22 protein-coding genes and 1 riboswitch are annotated in these 23,404 nt (G+C 69.4%); of the genes, 13 read left to right on the top strand and 9 right to left on the bottom strand.

Translation table 11 applies throughout. The features are described 5' to 3' along the window. Nucleotides 1–40: 40 nt before the first annotated feature. Entirely contained in the window at nucleotides 41–2,146 is a 2,106-nt protein-coding gene (locus tag AB8M46_RS32790) for a RecQ family ATP-dependent DNA helicase (protein ID WP_394362738.1), read from the bottom strand. A gap of 161 nt (nucleotides 2,147–2,307) precedes the next feature. Between AB8M46_RS32790 and nadD the strand changes: the two genes are divergently transcribed. The 7 genes from nadD to AB8M46_RS32825 all read left to right on the top strand — a co-directional run bounded on the left by nadD (nucleotide 2,308) and on the right by AB8M46_RS32825 (nucleotide 8,836). Then, nucleotides 2,308–2,940 carry a nicotinate-nucleotide adenylyltransferase gene (gene nadD, locus AB8M46_RS32795; RefSeq protein WP_081975916.1) on the top strand — a complete coding sequence of 211 codons (633 nt, stop codon included), beginning with the start codon at nucleotides 2,308–2,310 and terminating at the stop codon, nucleotides 2,938–2,940. A 22-nt stretch (nucleotides 2,941–2,962) separates the two neighbouring features. Next, entirely contained in the window at nucleotides 2,963–3,367 is a 405-nt protein-coding gene (rsfS, locus tag AB8M46_RS32800; RefSeq protein WP_037342733.1) for a ribosome silencing factor, read from the top strand. Beyond that, nucleotides 3,364–3,978 (top strand): histidine phosphatase family protein, encoded by a 615-nt coding sequence (locus AB8M46_RS32805; protein ID WP_037342734.1) that lies wholly within the window; start codon nucleotides 3,364–3,366, stop codon nucleotides 3,976–3,978. The genes rsfS and AB8M46_RS32805 overlap by 4 nt, the downstream gene beginning before the upstream one ends. A gap of 3 nt (nucleotides 3,979–3,981) precedes the next feature. Continuing rightward, nucleotides 3,982–4,710 carry a diglucosylglycerate octanoyltransferase gene (gene octT, locus AB8M46_RS32810; RefSeq protein ID WP_037342735.1) on the top strand — a complete coding sequence of 243 codons (729 nt, stop codon included), beginning with the start codon at nucleotides 3,982–3,984 and terminating at the stop codon, nucleotides 4,708–4,710. A 10-nt stretch (nucleotides 4,711–4,720) separates the two neighbouring features. Further along, nucleotides 4,721–5,566, top strand: a complete 846-nt coding sequence (locus AB8M46_RS32815) for a DegV family protein (protein ID WP_394362739.1) — start codon at nucleotides 4,721–4,723, stop codon at nucleotides 5,564–5,566. A 145-nt stretch (nucleotides 5,567–5,711) separates the two neighbouring features. After that, nucleotides 5,712–6,434: a ComEA family DNA-binding protein gene (locus tag AB8M46_RS32820; protein WP_350591409.1), complete on the top strand. Its 723-nt coding sequence runs from the start codon at nucleotides 5,712–5,714 to the stop codon at nucleotides 6,432–6,434. Continuing rightward, entirely contained in the window at nucleotides 6,431–8,836 is a 2,406-nt protein-coding gene (locus AB8M46_RS32825; protein WP_394362740.1) for a ComEC/Rec2 family competence protein, read from the top strand. Before AB8M46_RS32820 ends, AB8M46_RS32825 begins: the two co-directional genes overlap by 4 nt. A gap of 30 nt (nucleotides 8,837–8,866) precedes the next feature. Here AB8M46_RS32825 and thrC read toward each other — a convergent pair whose 3' ends face one another. Then, on the bottom strand, nucleotides 8,867–10,132 hold the full coding sequence (gene thrC, locus AB8M46_RS32830) for a threonine synthase (protein ID WP_005158594.1): 1,266 nt from the start codon (nucleotides 10,130–10,132) through the stop codon (nucleotides 8,867–8,869). A gap of 13 nt (nucleotides 10,133–10,145) precedes the next feature. Beyond that, nucleotides 10,146–10,279, bottom strand: a riboswitch (SAM riboswitch). Nucleotides 10,280–10,414: 135 nt separating this feature from the next. Here thrC and holA point away from each other — a divergent pair. Next, nucleotides 10,415–11,398, top strand: coding sequence for a DNA polymerase III subunit delta (gene holA, locus AB8M46_RS32835; protein ID WP_016332404.1), 984 nt, complete (start codon nucleotides 10,415–10,417; stop codon nucleotides 11,396–11,398). 52 nt (nucleotides 11,399–11,450) lie between these two features. Here the strand turns inward: holA and rpsT are convergent, their stop codons facing one another. After that, nucleotides 11,451–11,711: a 30S ribosomal protein S20 gene (gene rpsT, locus AB8M46_RS32840; protein ID WP_005158599.1), complete on the bottom strand. Its 261-nt coding sequence runs from the start codon at nucleotides 11,709–11,711 to the stop codon at nucleotides 11,451–11,453. 333 nt (nucleotides 11,712–12,044) lie between these two features. Between rpsT and AB8M46_RS32845 the strand changes: the two genes are divergently transcribed. Both AB8M46_RS32845 and AB8M46_RS32850 read left to right on the top strand, forming a co-directional pair. Then, nucleotides 12,045–12,950 carry an EamA family transporter gene (locus AB8M46_RS32845; RefSeq protein WP_394362741.1) on the top strand — a complete coding sequence of 302 codons (906 nt, stop codon included), beginning with the start codon at nucleotides 12,045–12,047 and terminating at the stop codon, nucleotides 12,948–12,950. 23 nt (nucleotides 12,951–12,973) lie between these two features. Beyond that, nucleotides 12,974–13,348 carry a VOC family protein gene (locus tag AB8M46_RS32850; protein WP_394362742.1) on the top strand — a complete coding sequence of 125 codons (375 nt, stop codon included), beginning with the start codon at nucleotides 12,974–12,976 and terminating at the stop codon, nucleotides 13,346–13,348. Here AB8M46_RS32850 and AB8M46_RS32855 read toward each other — a convergent pair. Next, nucleotides 13,345–13,932 carry a class I SAM-dependent methyltransferase gene (locus AB8M46_RS32855; protein ID WP_394362743.1) on the bottom strand — a complete coding sequence of 196 codons (588 nt, stop codon included), beginning with the start codon at nucleotides 13,930–13,932 and terminating at the stop codon, nucleotides 13,345–13,347. The two genes, AB8M46_RS32850 and AB8M46_RS32855, sit on opposite strands and share 4 nt — an antisense overlap. Nucleotides 13,933–14,045: 113 nt before the next feature. On the opposite strand from AB8M46_RS32855, the gene lepA reads away from it, so the two are divergent. Then, entirely contained in the window at nucleotides 14,046–15,887 is a 1,842-nt protein-coding gene (lepA, locus tag AB8M46_RS32860; protein ID WP_037342747.1) for a translation elongation factor 4, read from the top strand. Between the two features lie 51 nt (nucleotides 15,888–15,938). Here lepA and AB8M46_RS32865 read toward each other — a convergent pair whose 3' ends face one another. Both AB8M46_RS32865 and AB8M46_RS32870 read right to left on the bottom strand, forming a co-directional pair. Continuing rightward, nucleotides 15,939–16,385, bottom strand: a complete 447-nt coding sequence (locus AB8M46_RS32865; protein ID WP_037342749.1) for a pyridoxamine 5'-phosphate oxidase — start codon at nucleotides 16,383–16,385, stop codon at nucleotides 15,939–15,941. A 58-nt stretch (nucleotides 16,386–16,443) separates the two neighbouring features. Further along, a complete protein-coding gene (locus AB8M46_RS32870; protein WP_394362744.1) occupies nucleotides 16,444–18,207 on the bottom strand; it encodes a family 20 glycosylhydrolase in 1,764 nt (587 codons plus the stop codon). Between the two features lie 152 nt (nucleotides 18,208–18,359). Here AB8M46_RS32870 and AB8M46_RS32875 point away from each other — a divergent pair, with 152 nt between their 5' ends. Next, nucleotides 18,360–19,412 (top strand): NAD(P)H-dependent flavin oxidoreductase, encoded by a 1,053-nt coding sequence (locus tag AB8M46_RS32875; protein WP_394362745.1) that lies wholly within the window; start codon nucleotides 18,360–18,362, stop codon nucleotides 19,410–19,412. Here the strand turns inward: AB8M46_RS32875 and AB8M46_RS32880 are convergent. The 3 genes from AB8M46_RS32880 to AB8M46_RS32890 form a co-directional block, all read right to left on the bottom strand. Continuing rightward, on the bottom strand, nucleotides 19,387–20,862 hold the full coding sequence (locus AB8M46_RS32880; protein WP_125737424.1) for an amino acid permease: 1,476 nt from the start codon (nucleotides 20,860–20,862) through the stop codon (nucleotides 19,387–19,389). The two genes, AB8M46_RS32875 and AB8M46_RS32880, sit on opposite strands and share 26 nt — an antisense overlap. Before the next feature lie 79 nt (nucleotides 20,863–20,941). Then, nucleotides 20,942–21,985, bottom strand: a complete 1,044-nt coding sequence (locus AB8M46_RS32885) for an alpha/beta hydrolase (protein ID WP_037342756.1) — start codon at nucleotides 21,983–21,985, stop codon at nucleotides 20,942–20,944. 183 nt (nucleotides 21,986–22,168) lie between these two features. Beyond that, nucleotides 22,169–23,134, bottom strand: coding sequence for a zinc-binding dehydrogenase (locus tag AB8M46_RS32890; protein WP_037342758.1), 966 nt, complete (start codon nucleotides 23,132–23,134; stop codon nucleotides 22,169–22,171). A gap of 59 nt (nucleotides 23,135–23,193) precedes the next feature. Between AB8M46_RS32890 and AB8M46_RS32895 the strand changes: the two genes are divergently transcribed. After that, nucleotides 23,194–23,397 (top strand): CDP-alcohol phosphatidyltransferase family protein, encoded by a 204-nt coding sequence (locus AB8M46_RS32895; protein WP_037342760.1) that lies wholly within the window; start codon nucleotides 23,194–23,196, stop codon nucleotides 23,395–23,397. Nucleotides 23,398–23,404 lie beyond the last annotated feature (7 nt).

Consider the following 23,404-nt stretch of genomic DNA (forward strand, 5'->3'; position numbering starts at 1 on the left):
CGGGAAAGAACCTGTCGAATGTCGGGATCGGGATCCTCGGTTACGAAGTGCTCGCGAGCGCGAACGGCAGAACGGCGCGAGCCCCGGCCTGGCGAAGCAAGCGGGCGGACAGGGTCATCGTCCATCCGGTGTCGATCAGATCGTCGACCAGCAGGATCGGCCCCTCGGCCGAGGCGACCTCGGCGGCGAGCCCTTCGGAAAGGCCGAGGCGATTCCACAGGTCGGCCAGCCGCTGCGCGCTGTTCGCCTGACGCGGGGGCGGCCCCGTCGAAGTCATGGCGCCCAGGTAGTTCAGCCGCCCGATGGACGCCAGCTTCGTCGCCAGACTGTGGACCAGCTGGGGCCGGGTGGCGGACGGCACCTCCACGACCGCGACCGGACGCTCGGACCACTGCCAGCCCTTGAGTACCTCGATGCAGGCTTGGAAGACCGGGTCGGGGAGTTCGGTGTCCACTGCGGACGGTCCGACGAGCTCGCGCAGCCGCGTGCCCCAGCCGACGTCGGTCACCCGCCCGACGACCTGGCCGGTTTCGGCCTGCTCGCCCGCCGGCAGCCGTCCGGAGAGCGGGACCTCCAGCCCCGCCATCCCGGTCGGCCACATCTTCCGCGGCGCGACCTCGACCCCCGGCCGACGCAACCGCTGCCGGGTGGCGTCGACGACGTCGTCGGAAATCGTGGTGTCCCAATACTTACCGGTGCAGTTGTCGCACCGTCCGCAGGGCGTCGCCTCCGGATCGTCCAGCTGTTTCCGCAGGTACTCCATCCGGCAGCCGTCGGTTTCGAGGTAGGCCAGCATGGCGTTCTGCTCGTTGGTCCGCGCCGCGCTCACCCGCGCATAGCGTTCCTTGTCGTACCGCCACTCCTCGCCGGTGCCTTCCCAGCCGCCCTTCACCCGGCGGACGGCGCCGTCGACGTCCAGCACCTTGAGGACCATCTCCAGCCGGGACCGGGACAGCTCGACGAACGGTTCGAGCGCGGGTGTCGAGAGTGGACGGTCCGCGTACGCCAGCGCGTTGAGCACCTGGGTCACCCGCAGTTCGTCCGGGAACGCGAGCGAGCCGAAGTACGCCCAGATGTCCTTGTCCTCGTGGCCCGGCAACAGGATCACCTCGGCGCGATCGACGCCACGTCCGGCACGGCCGACCTGCTGGTAGTACGCGATGGGGGAGGACGGAGCTCCGAGGTGGACGACGAAGCCCAGATCCGGCTTGTCGAACCCCATGCCCAGCGCCGAAGTGGCCACCAGCGCCTTGACGTTGTTGTTCAACAGATCGTCTTCGGCCGCCTGACGGTCCGCGGGGTCGGTCTTCCCGGTGTAGGCGGCGACCGGATAGCCGCGTTCGGTCAGCAGGCCCGCCACGTCGTGGGCGGCGGCGACGGTGAGCGTGTAGATGATGCCGGAGCCCGGCAGTTCCTCCAGATGCTCGGCCAGCCAGGCGAGCCGGGCCTGCGACGTCGGAAGCTTGGCCACCGAGAGGTGCAGGCTTTCGCGGTCCAGGCTGCCCCGCAGGACGAGGGTGTCGCCCCCGTTGCCGATGCCGAGCTGTTCGGCGACGTCGGTCGCCACGCGGTCGTTCGCGGTCGCGGTGGTGGCGAGCACCGGGACGCCGTCGGGCAGGTCCTTCAGCAGCGTCCGCAACCGCCGGTAGTCCGGCCGGAAGTCGTGCCCCCAGTCCGAGATGCAGTGCGCCTCGTCGACCACGAGCAGGCCGGCGCTCGCGGTCAGCTTCGGCAGGACGGTGTCCCGGAAGTCCGGGTTGTTGAGCCGTTCCGGGCTGACCAGCAGGACGTCGACCTCGCCCGCCGCGATCGCGGCCTGGACCTGATCCCACTCCTGCGGGTTCGCGGAGTTCATCGTCGCCGCGTGGATGCCCGCCCTCGCCGCCGCGGAGATCTGGTTGCGCATCAGCGCGAGCAGCGGCGAGATGATCACGGTCGGGCCGTTGCCCCGCTCCCGCAGCAACGCGGTGGCCAGGAAGTACACCGCGGACTTGCCCCAGCCGGTGCGCTGCACGACGAGCGCGCGACGGCGGTGCGCGACCAGCGCCTCGATGGCCGTCCACTGGTCGTCACGCAGCCGGGCGCCCTCGCCCGCCAACGACTGGAGGAGGGTCTCGGCGCGATCCCGGAGAGTCGATGTGTCCACGTCCCCACCTCTACCCCATGCCACCGACGAAGTCGCGACCGGGAAGTCGTGAACGGGCCGTTCATCCATGGAACCGACTGTAATGTGATCTAGATCACGCCTGGTCGGCGGGTCCGGCGACCCGAGCGTGAAGCCTCGCGCGCTGTATAGGCTCACGACCCATGTCACCACGCAGGATCGGGGTCATGGGCGGCACGTTCGACCCCATTCACCACGGGCACCTCGTCGCGGCCAGTGAGGTCCAGTCGCGGTTCGCGCTCGACGAGGTCATCTTCGTGCCCACCGGTCAGCCGTGGCAGAAGTCCGACAGGGTGGTCACCCGTGCCGAGGACCGCTATCTGATGACGGTGATCGCGACGGCGTCCAACCCCGTCTTCTCGGTCAGCCGTGTCGACATCGACCGCGTCGGGCAGACCTACACTGTCGACACCCTGCGCGACCTGCGCGCGGAATACCCGGAAGACCAGCTGTTCTTCATCACCGGCGCGGACGCGCTCGAACAGATCCTCACCTGGCGCAACGCCGACGAGCTGTTCGACCTCGCGCATTTCATCGGCGTCACCAGGCCGGGTTACCGCCTCAACTCGCAGCATCTGCCGAGCGGGAAGGTGAGCCTGGTCGAGGTGACCGCGATGGCGATCTCGTCCACCGCGTGCCGTGAACGGGTCGAAGGCGGGGAGCCCGTCTGGTACCTCGTCCCCGACGGCGTGGTGCGCTACATCGCCAAAAAGGACCTCTATCGCAAAGACCGTGGTTCCCCACCGGGTACCCTCGTCGGGCGCACCCGCGAGTAAAGCCATCTGTTTGAGGAGAACTGTGACAGCCACGTCCGAGGCACGAGAGCTGGCCGTAGCGGCCGCCCATGCGGCGGCGGACAAGAAGGCGAGCGACGTGGTCGTGCTGGACGTGTCCGACCAGCTTGTCATCACCGACGCCTTCGTCATCGCGTCCGCGCCCAACGAACGCCAGGTCGGCGCCATCGTCGACAACGTCGAGGAGCAGCTGCGGCTCAACGGGCACAAGCCCGTCCGCCGCGAAGGCGCCCGCGAAGGCCGCTGGGTTCTGCTGGACTACGTCGACGTCGTCATCCACGTCCAGCACCAGGAGGAGCGCTCCTTCTACGGTCTCGAGCGGCTCTGGAAGGACTGCCCGCGGATCGAGGTCGAAGGTTTGGAGACACCCGCCGAGGAGGACCCCGCCGACGCGCAAGGCGCCTCGTGAGCCCGCGGCGGCTGGTGCTCTGGCGCCACGGCGAGACCGATTACAACGCGGCGGGCCGGATGCAGGGGCATCTGGACTCCGCGCTGACCCAGGTCGGCTGGAACCAGGCCAGGTTCGCCGTTCCCGCGCTCGCCCGGTTCTCCCCGGATCTGGTGATCGCGTCGGATCTGCGCCGGGCCACCGACACGGCCACGGTGCTCACCGAGGCCATCGGCGTCCCGCTGCGCATCGACAAGCGCCTGCGGGAAACCCATCTGGGTGAATGGCAGGGCTTCACCGGCCAGCAGGTCGACGAGGCGTATCCCGGCGAACGTGCCCGCTGGCGCGTCGACGCGACCTGGGCGCCGCCCGGCGGCGAGTCACGGGTCGACGTCGCCGAGCGCGCGCTCGAGGTCGTCGCGGACCTGGATCAGGCCAATTCCGACGCGGGCGACGCGGTACTGCTGGCCACGCACGGCGGCCTGATCATCGCGCTGACCGCGAAACTGCTCGGCCTGCCGGTCGAGTCGTGGCCGTCGCTGGGCGGGATCGCGAACTGCCACTGGGTCGAGCTGACCAGGCGCGACGGCAACTGGCGCCTGGCCGCCTACAACGCGGGAATCACCGGCTGATCCATGGCCCCGCGCCTGCTCGTGTTCGGCGATTCCCTCAGTTTCCACGGTCCGGACGGCCCGCACGCCGCCGACGACGCGCGCCTGTGGCCCAACGTCGCCGCCGAAGCACTCGGTGGTGGTGGCGTGGACCTCGTCGCCGGGTTCGGCTGGACCGCCCGTGACGCCTGGTGGTCGCTGATCGGCGACCCGCGGGTCTGGGCGGATCTCCATCACGTCGACGCCGTCGTCCTGGCCGTCGGGAGTATGGACACGCTGCCCTCGCCGCTGCCCACGTACCTGCGCACCGGACTGCGGTACCTGCGGCCCGACCCGCTGCGGCGAGTGGCGCGCAAGGCGTATCTCGCCGCCCAGCCGCGGCTCGCGATCGCATTTCGAGGACGTCCGGCGGTCCTGCCGTCGAAGCTCACCGTCCAGTACCTCGACACCGCCGTCGGGGCCTTACGGGCGCTGCGACCGGACCTGCCGGTCTTCGGCATCCTGCCGTCGGTCCACCGGTCCGACGCCTACGGTCGCGTGCACACCGCCCGCGCCGGTGCCGCGGCCGCGATCGCCGCATGGGGTCGTCGCGCGGACGTCCCGCTGCTGGATCTCGGAGCCGTCGTCGGCGACCACGTGCTGAGCGGACGGGGCAATCCGGACGGGATGCACTGGGGGTGGGAAGGACATGCCGCCGTCGGCGCGGAAATGGCCCGCCTGATGGCCCCGGTGCTCCGCCCCTCGGCAACGTAGGCTGGCTGCCGTGTCGGTCGCCGTAGTCACGGATTCCACCGCCCACCTGCCGGAAGGCTTCGCCGAACGGAACGGGATCCGGGTGGTCCCGCTGCATGTCCTCGTGGACGGCGTCGTCTTCCTCGACGGCGTCGAGATGGGGCCCGCGGCCCTGGCAGAGGCGCTCGGCAAACGCAGCCTGGTGACGACCTCCCGGCCGACCCCCGCCGAGTTCGTCAAGGAGTTCCGGGCAGCGCTGGCCGAGGGCGCGGACGCCGTCGTGTCGGTCCACCTGTCCCGGGAGCTGTCGGGGACCTGGGAGGCGGCGGTGCTCGCGGCCCAGGAGGTCGGACCGGACAAGGTGCGCGTGGTCGATTCGCGCAGCACCGCGATGGGACTCGGGTTCGCCGCCTTGCGCGCGGCGGGCGCCGCCGCGGAGGGAGCGGATCCGGCCGAGGTGGAGGCGGCCGCGGTCGACGCGGTGAGCCGCTCGGAGACGCTGTTCGCCGTCGAGACCCTCGAATACCTGCGCCGCGGCGGGCGGATCGGCCCCGCGGCCGCCCTGCTCGGCACGGCGCTCGCGGTGAAACCGGTGCTCCACATGTCCGATGGCCGGATCCAGCCCCTGGAAAAGGTGAGGACGATGAATCGCGCGGTGGCGCGGCTGGTCGAACTCGCCGTGAAGGCGGCCGAAGGCGGGCTCGCCGATATCGCCGTCCACCATCTGGCTTCGCCCGAGCGCGCCGTCGAGCTGGCCAACCGGCTCGAGGAGTCCATCGACTGCCCGGAAGGGTGCGTGGTCTCGGAAATCGGCGCCGTCATCGGGGCCCACACCGGACCCGGTGTGCTCGGTGTGGTGATCCAGCGCGCGGGTTAGGGAACCCGCCAGCGTCCCATACGGTCCCGACGGAAAACGGTGATCCGGCCTCGGCCGCGGCCGAGTTGTCCACAACACCCCACTTGTCCACAGCCTCGGGATTCTCCACTGCCGCCCGCCGTCCCCGCTCCGTAGCGTCGTTCACGTGTTCGACCAAACCGCCCGGTCACCGGGTCCCTCCGTCAACGCCAGGCTGGCGTGGCTGGCCGCACAGCTGTCGTCGCCCACCCAGGGCCCGCCCGCGGGCAGGCTCGCACGCCGCTGGGTGCCCGCCCGGTTCACGGCGGACGGGATTCCGGTGAACCGGCGGTGGTTCGCCGTGGTGGCCGTGCTGATCGCGGTGGCCGTGATCGTGGCCGGAGCGATCGCCTTGTTCGGACACCGGCCAGGGGCGGAGACCGTGCCGCCCCTGCCGTCGGCGAAGGCCGCCGGAGACGTCCCCGCCGCGGCGGGCAAGGCGCCTCTGGTGGTCAGCGTCGTCGGCCGGGTACTCAGACCCGGCCTGGTCACGATCCCTCCGGGCGCACGGGTCGCCGATGCCCTCACGGCGGCCGGTGGGGCACAGCCCGGAACGGATCTGACCGGAGTGAATCTGGCCCGGCGGCTCACCGACGGTGAGCAGGTGGCCGTCGGTGTCCCCGTCCCGGCCGCGGCCGGAACGGCGGCACCGGCGGGGAAGCTCGACCTGAACACGGCCACGGCCGAGCAACTCGACACGCTGCCCGGGGTCGGCGAGGTGATGGCGAAACGCATCATCGACTGGCGGTCCGGGCACGGCGGGTTCACCACCGTCGAGCAACTCCGTGACGTAGAAGGGATCGGCGAAAGCAAGTATAGAAAATTCCGGGAATTGGTGTCCGTCGGATGAACCCGTCCGCCGATCCGTCCGAAGTGGACACCGCGTCGTGGCGAGGTCAGGACCTGCGGCTGTTACCGGCCGCGGCGACGGCCTGGCTCGGCACTCTTTCCGGACTTCTCGCCGGCTGGTGGATCACGATGCTCTGCGGTGCGGCCGCCGTGGTGCTCGCGATCCTCGCCGGTGTCCGTGCCCGCCGGACGGCGTCCCGGTGGGTGGCGGGCCTGGGTGCCCTGGCGGTCCTCGGCGTGCTCGCCGCCGGCCCGGTGGCGCTGCGGATCCGGGCCGCCGAGCACGACGACCTCCGTGCCGCCGCCGCACGGGGGAGCGACGCCACCACGAGGGTGGTGGTCACCGAGCGGCCACGTCCGGTCCGCGGTGCCGGATACGCCGATCGCCGGGCGGGCACCCGCCTGGTGGTCATCGCCGCGACGGTGGACGCCGCGGTGACGGGTGAGCGGGCGGTGGATTCGGCCGGCCGGATCCTCCTGCTCGCTCCCGCCGAGGGGTGGAAGGACCTGCTGCCCGGGCAGCAGGTCACCGCCTCCGGGCGGCTCGCACCGGCGAAGGGGGCCGAACTGACGGTCGCGGTCCTCTCGGTGCGAGGCCCGCCGTCGGACGCCGGACCGGCGCCCTGGTGGCAGCGAGCCGCGGAATCGCTGCGCACCGGGCTCCGGGACCTGTGCGCCGTCCTCCCGGAGGAAGAGGCCGGTCTCGTGCCCGGACTGGTCGTGGGGGACACGAGCACGCTCTCCCCGAGGGTGGAACACGAGTTCACCGACTCCGGCATGTCCCACCTGATGGCCGTGAGCGGTGGGAACGTGGCGATCGTCTGTGGCTCGATCCTGCTCCTGCTGAGAGTGCTCCGGGTCGGGCCGCGGACTTCCGCCACCGCGGCCGCCGTGGGGCTGGCCGGGTTCGTGGTCCTCGCCGGGCCCGCGCCCAGCGTGCTCCGCGCCGGGGTGATGGGGGCGGTCGGGCTGCTGGCGCTGGCATTGGGGCGCCGGGGTTCGGCGCTGCCCGCGCTGGCGTTCGCGGTGGCCGGGCTCGTGGTGGCCGATCCGGCGATGGCCGCCGACTTCGGGTTCGCGCTGTCGGTGCTCGCCACGGCCGGGCTCGTACTGCTGGCGCCGAAATGGGCGGAGTGGCTGGTCGGACGCGGTGTTCCGGCCGGTTACGCCGAGGGGCTGGCCATCCCGCTGGCCGCGTTCGTGATGACGGCGCCGGTCATCGCGGGCATGGCGGGATCGGTCAGTCTCGTCTCGGTGCTGACCAACGTGCTCGCCGCGCCGGTGGTCGCCCCGGCCACCGTGTTCGGCGTGCTCGCCACCGCCGTCGGACCGTGGTGGCCGTCGGCGGGCCGGCTGCTGGTCCGCTTGACCGAACCCGAGGCGAGCTGGCTCATCACCGTGGCCCGTCACGGTGCCCGGGCGCCGGGAGCCGTCGTGGACTGGCCGGATGGCTGGTGGGGCGGGCTTTTGGCGGCCGGACTGCTCGCCGTGCTGCTCGTCGTCATCCGGTTGCGGCACGGGCGGATCCTGCTGGCGATCGCGTTGGCCACCGGGTTGGTCGTCTTCGTACCGGTGCGGGTGCTGGCACCGGCGTGGCCACCGCCGGCGTGGAACGCCGTCGCCTGTGACGTCGGACAGGGCGATGCCGTCGTCCTCGCCACAGGTGAGCAGGGGAGGGCGGTCCTGGTCGACACCGGGCCAGAACTGGGACCGGTGGACGAATGCCTGAGCAGGCTCGGCGTGGACCGCGTGCCGCTGATCGTGCTGAGTCATCTGCACGCCGACCACATCGGCGGTCTCGGATCCGTTTTCGAGGGCCGGTCGGTCGGAGCGGTCGCCGTCGGCCCGGGACGGGCTCCGGCCTGGGCGTGGCAGCAGGTCGCGGACGAGACGGCGTGGCGCGGGATTCCCTTGCTGGAGCTGGAGATCGGACAACGGCTGGAATGGCAGGCGTTGTCACTCGACGTACTGGGGCCGCGTTATGTCACCCGGCGCTCGGTCCGTGAACAGGACGGCACGGTGATCAACAACGGTTCGGTCGTCCTGCGCGCCGGGACCCCGGCGGGCCGGTTGCTGCTGACAGGCGACATCGAGCTCGCCGCACAGTCCGACCTGATGGCCGAGGGTGCCGATCTGCGTGCCGAGATCCTGAAGGTCCCGCATCACGGAAGTCGTTACACAGCACCGGACTTCCTCAACGCCGTCGCACCGCGGGCCGCGTTGGTGAGCGTCGGTGCCGGAAACACCTACGGTCATCCGAACAAGTCCACTTTGGACAGCCTGGTGGCCGTCGGCGCGTCGGTCGCCAGGACGGACACGGACGGCGACACCGCGGTGGTCGCGGACGGGCGAGGCCTCGCCCTGGTACGCCGGGGTGAGCCCCGCGGCCCGCCTCGTTCCTGAGGTGGGCCGCGGGAACTGAGATGGCCGAGCTTAGATACCCAGAGCTTCGCGGACTGCGTCGGCCGAGGCGCTGACGGTGGCCTTCGGGCCGATCTTGTCCTCGACGGCGTCGAGGGTCTTGAGGCCGTCACCGGTGATCAGCAGGACGATCTCCTCGTCCGGGTTGAGCTTGCCGGTCTCGATGAGCTTCTTGGCCGTCGCGACGGTCACGCCACCCGCGGTCTCGGTGAAGATGCCCTCGGTGCGGGCGAGCAGCCGGATGCCCTCGACTACCTCTTCGTCGGTGACGTCTTCGATCGCGCCACCGGTGCGGTTGACCACGTCGAGGACGTAGGGGCCGTCGGCCGGGTTCCCGATCGCCAGCGACCGGGCGATCGTGTCCGGCTTGACCGGCTGGACGACGTCGTGACCGGCGCGGAAGGCCGCCGAGACGGGGGAGCAGCCGGTGGCCTGCGCGCCGAACACCTTGTACGGCGTCTCGTCGACGAGGCCGAGCTGACCGAACTCGCGGAAACCCTTGTCCACCTTGGTGAGCTGGGAACCGGAGGCGATCGGCACCACGATCTGGGAGGGAAGCCGCCAGCCGAGCTGTTCGGCGACCTCGAAGGCCAGCGTCTTGGAGCCTTCCGAGTAGTAGGGCCGGACGTTCACGTTGACGAACGCCCAGCTCTCCTGCTCGGCGGCGAGCTGGGTGGCGAGCCGGTTCACGTCGTCGTAGTTGCCGTCGACCGCGATCAGGTCGCCGTCGTACACGGCGGTGGTGAGGATCTTGGCGCGTTCGAGGGTCTTCGGGATCAGCACGACCGACCGCCAGCCCGCGCGGGCCGCCGCGGCGGCGACGGCGTTGGCCAGGTTGCCGGTCGACGGACAGGCCAGCACGTCGAATCCGAATTCGCGGGCGGCGGCCAGCGCGACGGCGACCACGCGGTCCTTGAACGAGTGGGTGGGGTTCCCGGTGTCGTCCTTGACCCAGACCTTCTTGACACCCAAGGCTTTCGCGAGCCTGTCGGCCTGGATGAGCCGGGTGGCGCCGGGTTCGGTGTTGGGGATTTCTTCGACATTCGACGGAACGGGAAGGAGCTTCTTGTAGCGCCAGATGTTCTTCGGTCCGGCTTCGATGTCCTCGCGGCGCACGCGGCCGAAGTCGTAGGCGACCTCGAGCGGCGAGAAGTCCTCGGCGGAAACGAATTCGGGGGCGAGCGGCTGCCGGTGTCCCTCTTCCTTCGACACCAGTTCGACTGCCGGTCCGAGATCCGGGGTCTTGGTGGTGGAGGTCGTGCCGAGGGTTGCGGTCATCACGAGGTTCCTTTCCTCATCTGCCCCGCCGGTGGCGGGCCGGAATTGGCACCGTGTTCGTCAGCTACCCCGCGATCGCGGGATGACAGGCTGACGCCGGTTGCCGGGGCTTCATCGGGCCGTTCCCTCTGCCCCTCTGGATGAGCGGTATTCGATTGTCGGCACGCGCGTCAGCGCGTCGCCTCGCCAACACCGTACGACATGAGCCTCAGGTGGGGCCACCGTGCCCGGAACACATCACCGGACAAAGCACACGAGAGGACGAGTGGCAGGATCGTCACCGTGACGACGCAAGCTTCCGCCCCATCGCCGCTGGTCCTGGTTCTCGGTGAGGAAGAGCTGCTGATCGAACGTGCGGTCCGCAGTGCTTCGGACGCGGCCAAAGCGGCCGATCCGACGGCGGATCTCACCCGGATCCGGGTGTCGGACCTCACAGTCCCGGCGCTCGCGGAAATGGTCAGCCCTTCGCTGTTCGCCGAGGGCAGGGTGATCGTCCTCGAATCCGCGCACGACATCTCGCAGGAGCTCGCCGACGGGGTGATGGCCTACGTCAAGGCGCCCGCCGACGGCATCGTGCTCGTCGTCGTGCACAGCGGAGGCGGCCGGAGCAAGGCCGCGAAAGGGCTTCCAGCCGCCTTGAAGAAGGCGGGCGCGGAGGTCGTCGAATGCCCGAAGCTGACCAAGGCCGCCGAGCGGGAATCCTTTGTCCGCAACGAGGTCCGCCGGGTCGGCGGGAAGATCGACGGTGCGGCCGTGCTCGCGTTGATCGACGCCGTCGGCTCGGATCTGCGCGAGCTGTCGTCGGCGGCGACCCAGCTCGTCGCGGACGCCGGCGGGGCGGTCGACGAGCAGGCCGTCCGGCGCTACCACCGTGGCCGCGCGGACGTGAACGGTTTCGCCGTCGCCGAGAAGGCCGTCGCCGGTGACAAGGCGGCGGCGCTGGAGTCGCTGCGCTGGGCGATGCAGCTGGGCGTACCGCACGTGCTGGTCGCGGACGCGCTCGCCGACGCCGTCCGCACGATCGCGCGAGTGTCCGGCGCCGGTCGCGGCAACCCGAATCAGATGGCGGGCGAGCTGGGGATGCCGCCCTGGAAGGTGCGCAAGGCGCAGGGGCAGGCCCGCGGCTGGGGGCAGGACGGTCTGGCCACCGCGATGCGCGTGGTCGCCCGGCTCAACGCCGAGGTCAAGGGCGTGGCGGCCAACCCGGAGTACGCCTTGGAGCGCGCTGTCCTGGAGGTCGTCGACGCCCACGGCACAAGCCGCTGAGAACGGCGAAGGGCCCCGGCGACGCGAGTCGCCGGGGCCCTTCGAAAGCCGATCAGAGAGAGTTCGCGCGCTTCGCGAGCGCGGACTTCTTGTTGGCGGCCTGGTTGGCGTGGATGACGCCCTTGGTCACGGCCTTGTCCAGCTTCTTGGCAGCGTCCTTCTGCAGCTCCAGGGCCTTGGCCTTGTCGCCGGCGTCGGCGGCCTCGCGGAACTTGCGGATCGCGGTCTTCACCGAGGACCGGATCGCCTGGTTGCGCTGACGCGCCTTCTCGTTGGTGGTGATGCGCTTGATCTGCGACTTGATGTTGGCCACGGGGGCGCTCCTCTTGAATCTCTCGGTGGTTTCACCGCCGCGCTGTGACCGGCCCTGCGTGCTCGTAGGAGCGGCGCGGGTTTCCTCCATGACGGAATGCCACACGACGGTGAAAGGCAAGCTTAACAGCCGTCCCGGCACGGCTCGCGCCAGCCTCGGGAGGGCTGCTTGCGGTACGGTGAAGATCGTAGTGCCTAGGGTTCCGCCGCCTGCCCGTTCAGCGAAAACACACAATCAGGGCAGACGGGACCGGTCCGAGCGGCACCATCGGCGGAGCCGGAAGCGCCGCCGTTCATCTGACGGGACAAAAGCCTGGAGGACCGGGTTTTCCGCATGCGCGGAAAACGTGAAAGGTCCGCTGTGAACGCCACCGCTCTGTCCTTCGTCGTCATCGCCGCCGTCATCCACGCGGGCTGGAACCTCGCCGCCAAGCGGATCCGCCGCGGCGGAGCCAGGTTCGTCTGGGCGTACTACAGCCTTTCCGCGATCCTGCTCGTCCCCGTCATGGCGGTCTCGCTGGCCGTGGAACCACAACGTCCACAGTGGACCTGGCTGTTCGCCGCCGTGGTCACCGCCGTGTTCCATGTCACGTACGGCATCGTCCTCCAACGGGGATACGCCGTCGGCGATCTGTCCGTCGTCTATCCCGTCGCCCGCGGTACCGGGCCGCTGATCTCGGTGCTCGCCGCCGTCGTGCTGCTCGGCGAGCGGCCGGGGATCCTCGGCCTGGTGGGCGCGTTCCTCGTGGTCGCCGGGGTACTGGTGATCGGGACCGGGCGGGCACCGGCCCACGCCGACGCCGCCGACCGTGTCGCTCGCCGCAAGGGCCTGTTCTACGGCCTGCTGACCGGTCTCACGATCGCCGCCTACACGCTGTGGGACGCGCATTCGGTCACCGGTCTCGGGGTCCCGCCGATCGTGTACTTCGGAACCGGCGCGATCGTGCAGAGCCTGCTCATGGCGCCGTACGCGCTGAAGGACCGAGAGGAGATCTCGTGGCTCTGGCGCGAGCACAAGCGTGAGGTCGTCATCGTCGGCGTGTTCTCGCCCGTGGCCTACCTGCTGGTGCTCTATGCCCTCCAGATCGCCCCGGTGAGCCTCGTCGCGCCCGCGAGGGAGCTGAGCATCGTCTTGGGCGGTATCGCCGCCTGGCTGGTCCTGGGGGAGGCGAACGCCGTCCGCCGGCTGGCCGGGTCGGTGGTGGTGCTGGCGGGTATCGCCGCGATTGCGATGGCCTGAACCCATCCGGTAGGGATTGAGCCATGGACGTGCTGAGCAGCAGGGTGCTGATCCACCCGAAGGACCTCGACGTGTCGACGGCGTTCTACCGGGACACCCTGGGCCTGGCCGTCGACAAGGAGTTCCCCGGCGGGACGGTGTTCTTCGCCGGCAACGGGTCGATCGAGATCGTCGGCACCGGAGAGACCGGCCCGACCCCTGACGTCGCCTTATGGCTTCAGGTCCGGGACCTGCCCGCGGCGCTCGGAGAACTCGCGGAGAAGGGCTTGGAACCGGTTCGCGGCGCGCGGCGCGAGCCCTGGGGGCTGGACGAGGCGTGGATCGCCGACCCGGACGGCACCAGGATCGTGCTGGTCGAGGTGCCGCGCGAGCACCCGTTGCGCACTGACCCGCGCTAGGCGAGGGGCTTGATCGCGCGTAGCTGAGCGGCGAGGGAGGCGCCGAAGCCCGGCGGGTCCCAGGTCCAGGTCTGCAGATCGACGAAACCGGCGGCGGCCGCCTCGTCGGCCAGCTCGTGCCGGGACACCGGCAACCACTTCTCGTGCGACGAAAGCAGCAGCCTGCCGCCGGGGCGCAGCACCCGGAACAGTTCGGCGAACCCGGCCGACCGGTCGTCCCACAGCTGCACGTTGTTGACGCTCAGGACCACGTCGACGCTGTCGTCGGGCTCACCTGTGGCGTCCGCGGTGCCCTGCCGCAGCTCCACTTCGTCGCCGCAGCGGCGACGGGATCGCGCGAGCATCTCCTGCGAGGGGTCGACACCGATCGTCCGGGCCGCGCGTTCGGCCGTGGCCTGCAGGCCGATTCCGGGGCCGGGGCCGACGACGAGGGCGGTCTCGGTGGACTCGATCGACGCCAGCTCGACGACGCGAAGCTCGGTGGCCGCGTTGCCGTGCGCCATCGCCCGCCCGCCGAACCGGCCGAGCAGTCCCCGGGGACGACCGAACGTCCGGTCGAGCATTTGGGACAGTGAAGTACTCATACTTCGAGGGCACCACAGCTCATCACGGGCCGCATCGGGGATGACCCCCACTCGCACCCGGAGCGGCATGGGACCATAGAGGTGGCACACCCCGACCTTCGCGAGGAAACCCGTTGACGACGTTCGCCGACACGACCTTCACGCCCCCGGAGCTCATCCGGAACTTCTGCATCATCGCGCACATCGACCACGGCAAGTCGACCCTGGCCGACCGCATGCTGCAGCTCACCGGCGTGGTCGAGGAGCGGGCCATGCGCGCTCAGTACCTCGACCGCATGGACATCGAACGGGAACGCGGGATCACCATCAAGGCGCAGAACGTGCGCCTGCCCTGGAAGGTCGACGGCCAGGACCACGTCCTGCACCTGATCGACACCCCGGGCCACGTGGACTTCACCTACGAGGTCTCCCGGGCCTTGGAGGCCTGTGAAGGGGCGATTCTGCTGGTCGACGCCGCGCAGGGGATCGAGGCGCAGACGCTGGCGAACCTCTACCTGGCGCTCGAGAAGAACCTGCACATCATCCCGGTGCTGAACAAGATCGACCTGCCGTCGGCCGACCCGGACAAGTATGCGGCCGAGCTGGCGCACATCATCGGCTGCGAACCGTCGGACGTGCTCCGCGTGTCGGCCAAGACCGGCATGGGCGTGACCGAACTGCTGGACGAGTGCGTGCGGCAGGTGCCGGCGCCGGTCGGCGACGCGGACGCGCCCGCCCGCGCGATGATCTTCGACTCGGTCTACGACACCTACCGGGGCGTCGTGACCTACATCAGGGTCGTCGACGGCAAGATCACGCCGCGCGAGCGGATCAAGATGATGTCCACCGGCGCCACCCACGAACTCCTCGAGGTCGGGATCATCTCGCCGGAGCCCAAGGCGAGCAAGGGACTCGGGGTCGGCGAGGTGGGGTACCTCATCACCGGGGTGAAGGACGTCCGTCAGTCGAAGGTCGGCGACACTGTCACCTCCGAGCGCAAGGGCGCCGAGCAGCCGCTCGCGGGCTACCGCGAGCCGAAGCCCATGGTCTACTCCGGCCTCTACCCGGTCGACGGTTCGGACTATCCCGAACTGCGTGAGGCACTGGACAAGCTCCAGCTCAATGACGCCGCGCTCGCCTACGAGCCGGAGACCTCCGTGGCGCTCGGGTTCGGGTTCCGCTGCGGCTTCCTCGGCCTGCTCCATCTGGAGATCACGCGGGACCGGCTCGAACGCGAATTCGGCCTCGACCTGATCTCGACCGCTCCGAACGTCATCTACAACGTCGTGCTCGAGGACAAGAGCGAGGTCGTGGTGACGAACCCCTCGGACTGGCCGTCCGGGATGAAGATCTCCGAGGTCCACGAGCCGGTTTCCAAGGTGAGCATCCTGGCGCCGTCGGAGTTCGTCGGCACGATCATGGAGCTGTGCCAGGCCAAGCGCGGGACGCTGCTGGGGATGGACTACCTCTCCGAGGACCGCGTCGAGCTGCGGTACAACATCCCGCTCGCGGAGATCATCTTCGACTTCTTCGACACGCTGAAGTCGCGTACGCGCGGCTACGCGTCGCTCGATTACGAAGAGGGCGGCGACCAGATCGCGGATCTGGTCAAGGTCGACATCCTGCTGCAGGGGGAGACCGTCGACGCCTTCTCGGCGATCGTGCACAAGGACGCCGCGTACGGCTACGGAAACCGGATGGCGACGCGGCTGCGCGAGCTGATCCCGCGGCAGCAGTTCGAGGTGCCGATCCAGGCGGCCGTCGGGTCGCGGATCATCGCCCGCGAGACCATCCGCGCGATCCGCAAGGACGTGCTCGCGAAGTGTTACGGCGGTGACATCTCGCGTAAGCGCAAGCTGCTGGAGAAGCAGAAGGAAGGCAAGAAGCGGATGAAGACCGTCGGCCGGGTCGAGGTCCCGCAGGAGGCGTTCGTCGCCGCTCTGTCCACTGAGGACGCCGGCAGCAAGAAGAAGTAACCGATACTCGCGAAGGCCGCCCGGATCACCGTCCGGGCGGCCTTTTTCGTATCAGCGGTTTCCGGAGATCCGGTTCGCGGTGACGAAGACGGCGACACGGCGTTCGGCGGCCATCACACGGTCGTACTCGTCCCAATCGTCGTGGGTGCCGGTCGCCGCGATGAAGACCTCGCGCAGCAGCTTGGGGAGACCAGCGGGGTCGAAGGCCGGATCCGGGTCGTCCGGGCCGATGAGGTGGGTGCTTCCCTGGACCGCCGCCCACTCCCAGCCGCGCCGGAAGGTGATCGTGGCGTGGCCGGCCCGGCGGAACAGGTCGAGTTTCTTCACTCCGCCCATTGCCACGAAGGCGACTCCGGGTGCCTTGGTGACCGGGTCTTCGAAGACCCCTGCGTTCACCACCGAGGAATGGACGGTGCCGTCCGAGCGAACCGTCGAGACGGTCGCGAGTCCGTTTTCACGCAAGGAAAGAGTGCGGACGAGTTCGAGGTCTGCGGCCATGGGACCACCGTAGTCCCGCTCGGCCCGGTGCAGGGGCCGAGCGGGACCACGGGGCGGGTCAGCAGGTGCCGTTGTCGCGCCAGACGCCCCATTGGCCGGTCGTTCCGGGTTCTTCGCCCTGTGTCCACCACTGGGCCGTCCACTTGTGCCCGTTATGGGACACGGTCGCTCCGCCGGTATAGACCGACGCACGGTCCCACGCAGGCAGCGTGCAGGTGCCCGGGTTACCTGATCCGGTTTCCCAGGGCACCTGGCTCGACTTGTAGTAGTCGAGGCCCTGCGCCTGCCAGCGCGGCGCCTGCGCGCCGAGGCGCACCCGGAAGGTGTTCCAGTCGTGCGTCGACCACGGCGACCAGCCGAGTTCGGCGTGCGCCGGGAGCCGGGGGAAGGCGAGGTAGTCGATGTTCGCCGGTGTCACCACGGTTTCGGTCCACAGCGGGGATTCGACGCCGCGGACGGCGGATTCGGGTACACCGGAGAGGTAGGCGCCCGGGTTCCAGTTGTAGGCGTCCTGGACCTCGATGTAGCCGGCCCACGAGAGCCCGATCGGCGTGCTGGAGTTGTACTTCATGTCCAGGTACGCCTTGTTCGCCGGCGACAGGATCACCTTGCTGCCGCGGGCGACGGCGTTGGAGACCTCCGTGCTGGACGTCGTCGTGCCCCAGAACTGCGGGGTCGCGGTGGCGGGCAGGGTGGCCTTGCCGATCTCGTGCCAGCCGACGACCTGCTTGCCCGCGGCGGCCACCATCGGCAGCACCCGGTTCATGAACGTGCGGTAGTCCGTGTCGCTGGTGGCCTGGGCCTCGTCGCCGCCGAGATGGAAGTACGGTCCGGGCGTCAGCGCGGCGACCTCACGGATGACGTCGTTGACGAAGGTGTAGGTGATGTCCTTCGAGATGCAGAGCGAGCTGTAGCCGACGGCGGTGTCGGTGCGCAGGGGAGGGGCGGTGTTGTTGCAGTTCAGCTCGGCGTACGACGCCAAGGCGGCGTTGGTGTGGCCCGGCATGTCGATCTCCGGGATGACCGTGATGAACCGCGAGGCCGCGTAGTTCACGATCTCCGTGTACTGCGCCTTGGTGTAGTAGCCGCCGGCGCCGCCACCGACCTGGGTGCTGCCGCCGTGGGTGGTCAGCCGCGGCCAGCTGTCGATCTGGATGCGCCAGCCCTGGTCGTCGGCGAGGTGCAGGTGCAGGTTGTTGATCTTGTACTGGGCCAGCTGGTCGATGTACCGCTTGACCGTGGCGACCGGGTGGAAGTGCCGGGCGACGTCGAGCATCGCGCCTCGGTAGCCGAAGCGCGGATAGTCCAGGATGTTCGCGCCGGGGATCGTCCAAGGACCTTGCTGCACCGTGGGGCTTTCGATCTTGCCGGGCAGCAGCTGGCGCAGCGTCTGGACGCCGCCGAAGAGACCTTGTGCCGTCGTCGCGCGAAGGATGACCGACGCGGACGTGGAGTTCAGCTGGTAGCCCTGGTCGCCGACGCGGGTGTCCGCACCGGACAGGAGGAGCGAGATGCCGTCGGCCGGTGTGCCGGACGGCGCGTCGGCGACGGGCAGGGGGAAGCCGGTGGACGTGCGGAAGATCCCGGCGAGGTACTCGCCGACGGCTTTGGCTTGTGCCGACCCGGCCTGGGTGTAGATCTTGGTGTTCGCGGTCAAGGTGTGGTCGGAGCCGGTGACCGCTTGGGCCGAGACCGGGACCGGGACGATCGCCTGCAGCGGCGGGGTGGCCGCGTCGGCGACCGGGGCGGCAGCGGTGGTGGCGCCGGCGAGCAGCGCCACCCCGACGAAGGCGCGACCCAGCCGCGCTCTCAAGGTCTTCACCGGGGCCTCCAAGGGGGACGAGGGCGTGACGTGCGTCACGACCGTCCGATCGTCGCATTTTCGCCGTTAAAGGTCTAGACCACCACGAGCGAACCTTGGAGTGACTCGAACGTCACAATGCGTGTCACCGCGAGGGGACTATCGTCGGAAACGTGTTCGAAGACCTGCGTTTCCCCCTGATCGCGGCCCCGATGGCGGGCGGGCCGACCACTCCCGAGCTCGTGGCCGCGGTGACCGCGGCGGGTGGATTCGGCTTCCTGGCCGGGGGCTATCTGAGCGCCGACGCCCTCTCGGACCGGATCGCCAAGACGGCCGAGCTGACCGCTGAACCGTTCGGCGTGAACCTCTTCGTATCGGGTGGCTCCGCCACCGACGCGGATCTCGGTGCGCACATCGAGCGCTGGCGTGCGGAGGCCGAGGGCCTCGGCGTCGAACCCGGCGAGCCGCGCTGGGACGACGACGCCTATGCCGCGAAGCTCGAGGTCGTCTTGGCGCGGAAGGTGCCGGTCGTTTCCTTCACGTTCGGCACGCCTTCGGCCGAGGACGTCGAACGCTTGCACGCCAACGGGAGCAAGGTGGCCGCCACGGTCACCAGCCCGGCGGAAGCCGATCGGGCCGTAGCCGTCGGCGCGGACGCGCTCGTGGTCCAGGGGTTCGAAGCCGGAGCGCATCGAGGGCTTTTCGCCGACGAGCCCGGAGCCGAAGGCGGGGGTGCGCAGTATGGCGTCCTGAGCCTGCTCCGGCTGGTCGCGGCGCGGACGGATCTGCCGCTCGTCGCGACCGGTGGGCTCGTGCACGGCGCCGACATCGCGGCGGTACTGGCGGCGGGGGCCGTCGCGGCGCAGCTGGGTACCGCGTTCCTGCGGGCGGACGAGGCCGGGACCCAGCCCGCGCATCGGCAGGCACTGGCGGACGGGGGAAGGCCGACGGCGTTCACCCGGGCGTTCAGCGGACGTCCCGCCCGGTCACTGGTCAATCGCGCGGTCGCGGATTTCTCGGCCACCGCGCCGTCGGCGTATCCGGAGGTCAACAACCTGACCAAGCCGATCCGCGCGGCGGCGGGCAAGGCGGGTGACCCCGAGATCATGTCCCTCTACGCGGGGCAGACCTACGAACTCGCGGGCTCCGGTCCGGCGGCGTCGATCGTCGAACGCCTCCAGGTCGAAGCCCGCGAAGCCGCTACGCGTTTGAGTCGTCTCCGCTGACCTGCTTCGCGTCGCCGTTGTTCGTGTTCATCACCGAGTGACGGCGGCTGTAGGCGAAGTAGATGATCAGGCCGATGCCGAACCAGACCGCGAACCGCAGCCAGGTCTCCGGGTTCAGGAAGGTGATCAGCCAGATCGAGAAGACGATCCCGATGATCGGCACGATCGGCATGCCCGGCGTCTTGAACGAGCGCGGCAGGTCCGGCTGCTTGTAGCGCAGCACGATCACCGCGACGCAGACGACGACGAACGCGAGCAGGATGCCGATGTTCGTCAGTTCCGCGGCCTCACCGATGGGCAGCAGACCGGCGATGACCGCCGACGCGATACCGAGCACCCAGGTCATCCGGCTCGGCACCTTGCGCACCGGGTGGGTCTTGCCGAACCACTTGGGCAGCAGGCCGTCGCGGCTCATCGAGTAGCCGACGCGGCTCGCGCCCATGAGGAAGGTGAACAGCACCGTGGTGATACCGATGATCGCGCCCACGGCGATGATCAGGCCGAGCCACTTCATCCCGAGGCCGGCGAAGGCGCTGGAGAAAGCGGCCTCGCTGTCGATGTCCTTGTAGTTGACCATGCCGGTCAGGACCAGGCAGGCCAGCACGTAGAGCACCATCGAGATGGCGAGCGAGTAGATGATCGCCTTCGGCATGTGCTTCTGGGAGTCGGTCGATTCTTCGGCCGCGGTGGACATGGCGTCGTATCCGAAGACCGCGAAGAACACCGTCGCCGCTCCGGTGAACGCGCCGCTGAGGCCGAACGGGAAGAAGTTCGAGTAGTTGTCGCTGTTGATGTGGAAGACACCGACGACGATCACGAGCAGGACCAGGCCGACCTTCAGGTAGACCAGCAGCGTTTCGAACCGGGCCGCGTTCTTCATCCCCTGGTTGAGGATGAAGGCGATCAGCAGGCACAGCAGCACGGCGAACAAGTTGATCTTGTAGGAACCCGGCTCGACACCGGCCTTTTCGGTGCCCGGAGCGCCCAGCATCCAGGTCGGCAGCTCGATGTTCAGGTAGCCCAGCAACTCGTTGAAGTAGCCGGAGATGCCGATCGCGACCACCGCCACGATCGCGGTGTACTCCAGCAGCAGGTCCCAGCCGATGAACCAGCCGACGATCTCGCCCAGCACGGTGTAGCCGTAGGTGTAGGCCGACCCGGCACGGGGGATCAGCCCGGCGAACTCGGCGTAGGAGAACGCGGCGGCGGCGCTGGCGATACCCGCGATGAGGAACGAGATGAGCACGGCGGGTCCGGCCGTCTTGTTCGCGACCGCGCCGGCCAGGGAGAAGATCCCCGCGCCGATGATGCCGCCGACGCCGATCGCGGTCAGCTGCCGCAGGCCCAGCGTGCGTTGGAGCCCTCCGCCCCCACTGAGTTCTTGGATCTGATCGATCGGTTTACGGCGGAAAATCCCGGATCCCGAGCCCAGGCTGCGCGGTGCGGACATCGTCGTCTCCCAACAGGTTGTGCCCTTCGGACTGGGTCACAGTCCGAAGGGCACCGTACTGGCAGACGGCCGATCGCACCTATCCGGCGACGGTGTCCTCGCTCACTTCGGCCGCCACGCGAGCGGCGATCTTCGACGGCCTGGAGGCGCCGGCGGAGAAGTAGGTGAGCAGCTCCGAGATCTCGACGGGGTCGTCCAGCTGCGGGCAGTGGCCCCAGTCCTCACGCACCATCAGCCTGCTGTGCGGGACCAGCGCGTGCAGCTGCCGTCCGGAGGCGGCGCTGACCAGCTTGTCCTTGCCGCAGACGACCACCAGGAGCGGGACACGGACCTCTTCGAGCCGGTACGCGTTCGCCAGCTCCTCGACGAGCTGCCTCGCCTGTTCGAGCCTGGTGGTGGTGGAGCGGTAGTCCGGGAACAAGGAGGTGAACCGGCGCACCTGGGCGGCGTCGGCGGCGGCCGAGTCGGCGTACAGGAGCCGGGGGACGACCTGCTCGGCGACGGCGCGCACGAGGAAGCCGGGGATCGGCAGCGGCAGGGCCGAGTACATCCGCAGCGGCAGCGGGTACCGGGCCACGGTGCGGATGAGCCAGCTGTCCACGAAACCGGGCGCGGCGATCGACACCACGCCGGCGACCGGCAGCCGGTGGTTCTCCGCGGCCCGCAGGCTCATCGTGCCGCCGAGCGAGTTGCCGGCGAGCACCACCGTGCCGAGTACGGCCTGCTCCTTGACCACGGCCGCGGTGAACGCGTCCAGCTGCGGCAGCATCGGGCCCGGCCGCAGTGGCTGAGCGTCACCGAATCCGGGCAGATCGACCGCGACCGCCGGAACACCGGCTGCCGCGAGCAGCTCCAGAACTGGGCGCCAGGTGTCGGCGCTGTCGCAGTAGCCGTGCAGCAGCACCAGCCTCGGCGCGGTCGGCTTGACCTGCCCGCGCGCCGTGGCCCGTTTGCCGAGCATCCGCCGAGGGGCGCGGTCGGTGGATTCCACCGGCTGCGGCCCGACTTCGAGCACTCTGGTGCGGACACCGGCGTAGCGCCGGAACGAGACGCGGATCGGGTCGGTGTCGGTGGTGGTCCGGCCCCCGGGGTCCGCCGGTTCGGGCCGCTGCGATGCGGTCATGGTTCCAGGCTAACCGCGAGAGGTCGGATTTTGGTCGAACTTTGGTCGTAAGAAGCTCGCCAAGTCATAACGTTCTTGACACTTGACAAGACCGCGAAATAGCTGTTTGACCTGCGTGGAACGCGCGGACGTGCGCTTATGTGCGCGCTTGATCACGGCGAGGGGGCGGACTCACCCCTCCGATCAATGCGTGAAGACGACCTTTCCTGAAGTTTCCCCGTCGAGCATGTTCTTAAACCCGGTTTCGGCTTCCGCGAACGGCAGTTCGGCACCGATCTGCGGGCGGACCCCGGTGAGCTCCAGGTAGGCGAGGAGATCGTTCAGCTCGTCCCTGGTCCCCATGGTCGAACCCGCGATGCGCAGTTGCAGAAAGAACACGCGCTGCAACTCCGCGTGAGCGTCCGGACCGCTGGTCGAGCCCGAGACGACAATGATGCCGCCAGGCTTCAGCGACTTCACCGAATGGGACCAGGTCGCCTTGCCGACGGTTTCGAAGACCGCGTCGACCCGCTCCGGCAACCGCGCGCCGGACTCAAAGGTCTGATGTGCGCCCAGATTCTCGGCCAGCGCACGCTTCTCTTCGCTACGCCCGGTGACCCAGACCCGGAAACCGGCCGCACGCCCGAGCTGGATCAGCGCGGTCGAGACGCCGCCGGAGGCGCCCTGGACGAGCATCGTCTGCCCAGGCCGCAGCCCGGACTTCACGAACAGCATCCGGTACGCGGTCAGCCACGCCGTGCCCATGGTCGCGGCCTCCGCGAAGCTCAGGCCCGACGGCTTCGGAACGACATTGCGCGCCGGCACCACGACCTGCTCGGCGAAGGTGCCCTGGTGCTTCTCGGTGAGCAGGGTGCGCTTCGGGTCGAGGGTGTCGTCGCCCTGCCAGCCCGGGGCGTTGATCACCGAATGGACGACGACCTCGGTGCCGTCGTCGAGGGTGCCCGCGCCGTCACAGCCCAGGATCATCGGGAACTGCTCGGGTTTGATGCCGACGCCGCGCAACGTCCACAGGTCGTGCATGTTGAGGCTGGCGGCCTTGACGTTGACCCGCACCCAGCCTTCGGGGACCTCGGGTTCGGGCCGCTCGCCGATCACCAGCGAGTCCAGCGGCTTTTCGGCGTTGGGTTCGGAAGCGTAAACGGCGAACATGGCAGCAACTTACATGGCCTGACGGGTGACGGCACTGGATGCGAGCGTAGGCTCACACTGTGTTCAACGGGCTTGCGGACTGGTGGGACGGCGTCGAACTGTGGCTCGCGCAGGCCCCGTTCCCCGTGCAGTTCGTGCTGGTCATGGCGGTCGTGGTGCCGCTGTGCCTGGTCGCGGCCTGGGTGCTCGACACGATCTTCGGAAAGGTCGCCCGGCGCTTCGGCACTGCCCGCGATGCGAACGACTCCGACCGGCCGTCCTAAGCTGGCA

The organism is Amycolatopsis sp. SB7-3, assembly GCF_041021335.1.
GTDB classification, from domain to species: Bacteria; Actinomycetota; Actinomycetes; order Mycobacteriales; family Pseudonocardiaceae; genus Amycolatopsis; species Amycolatopsis japonica.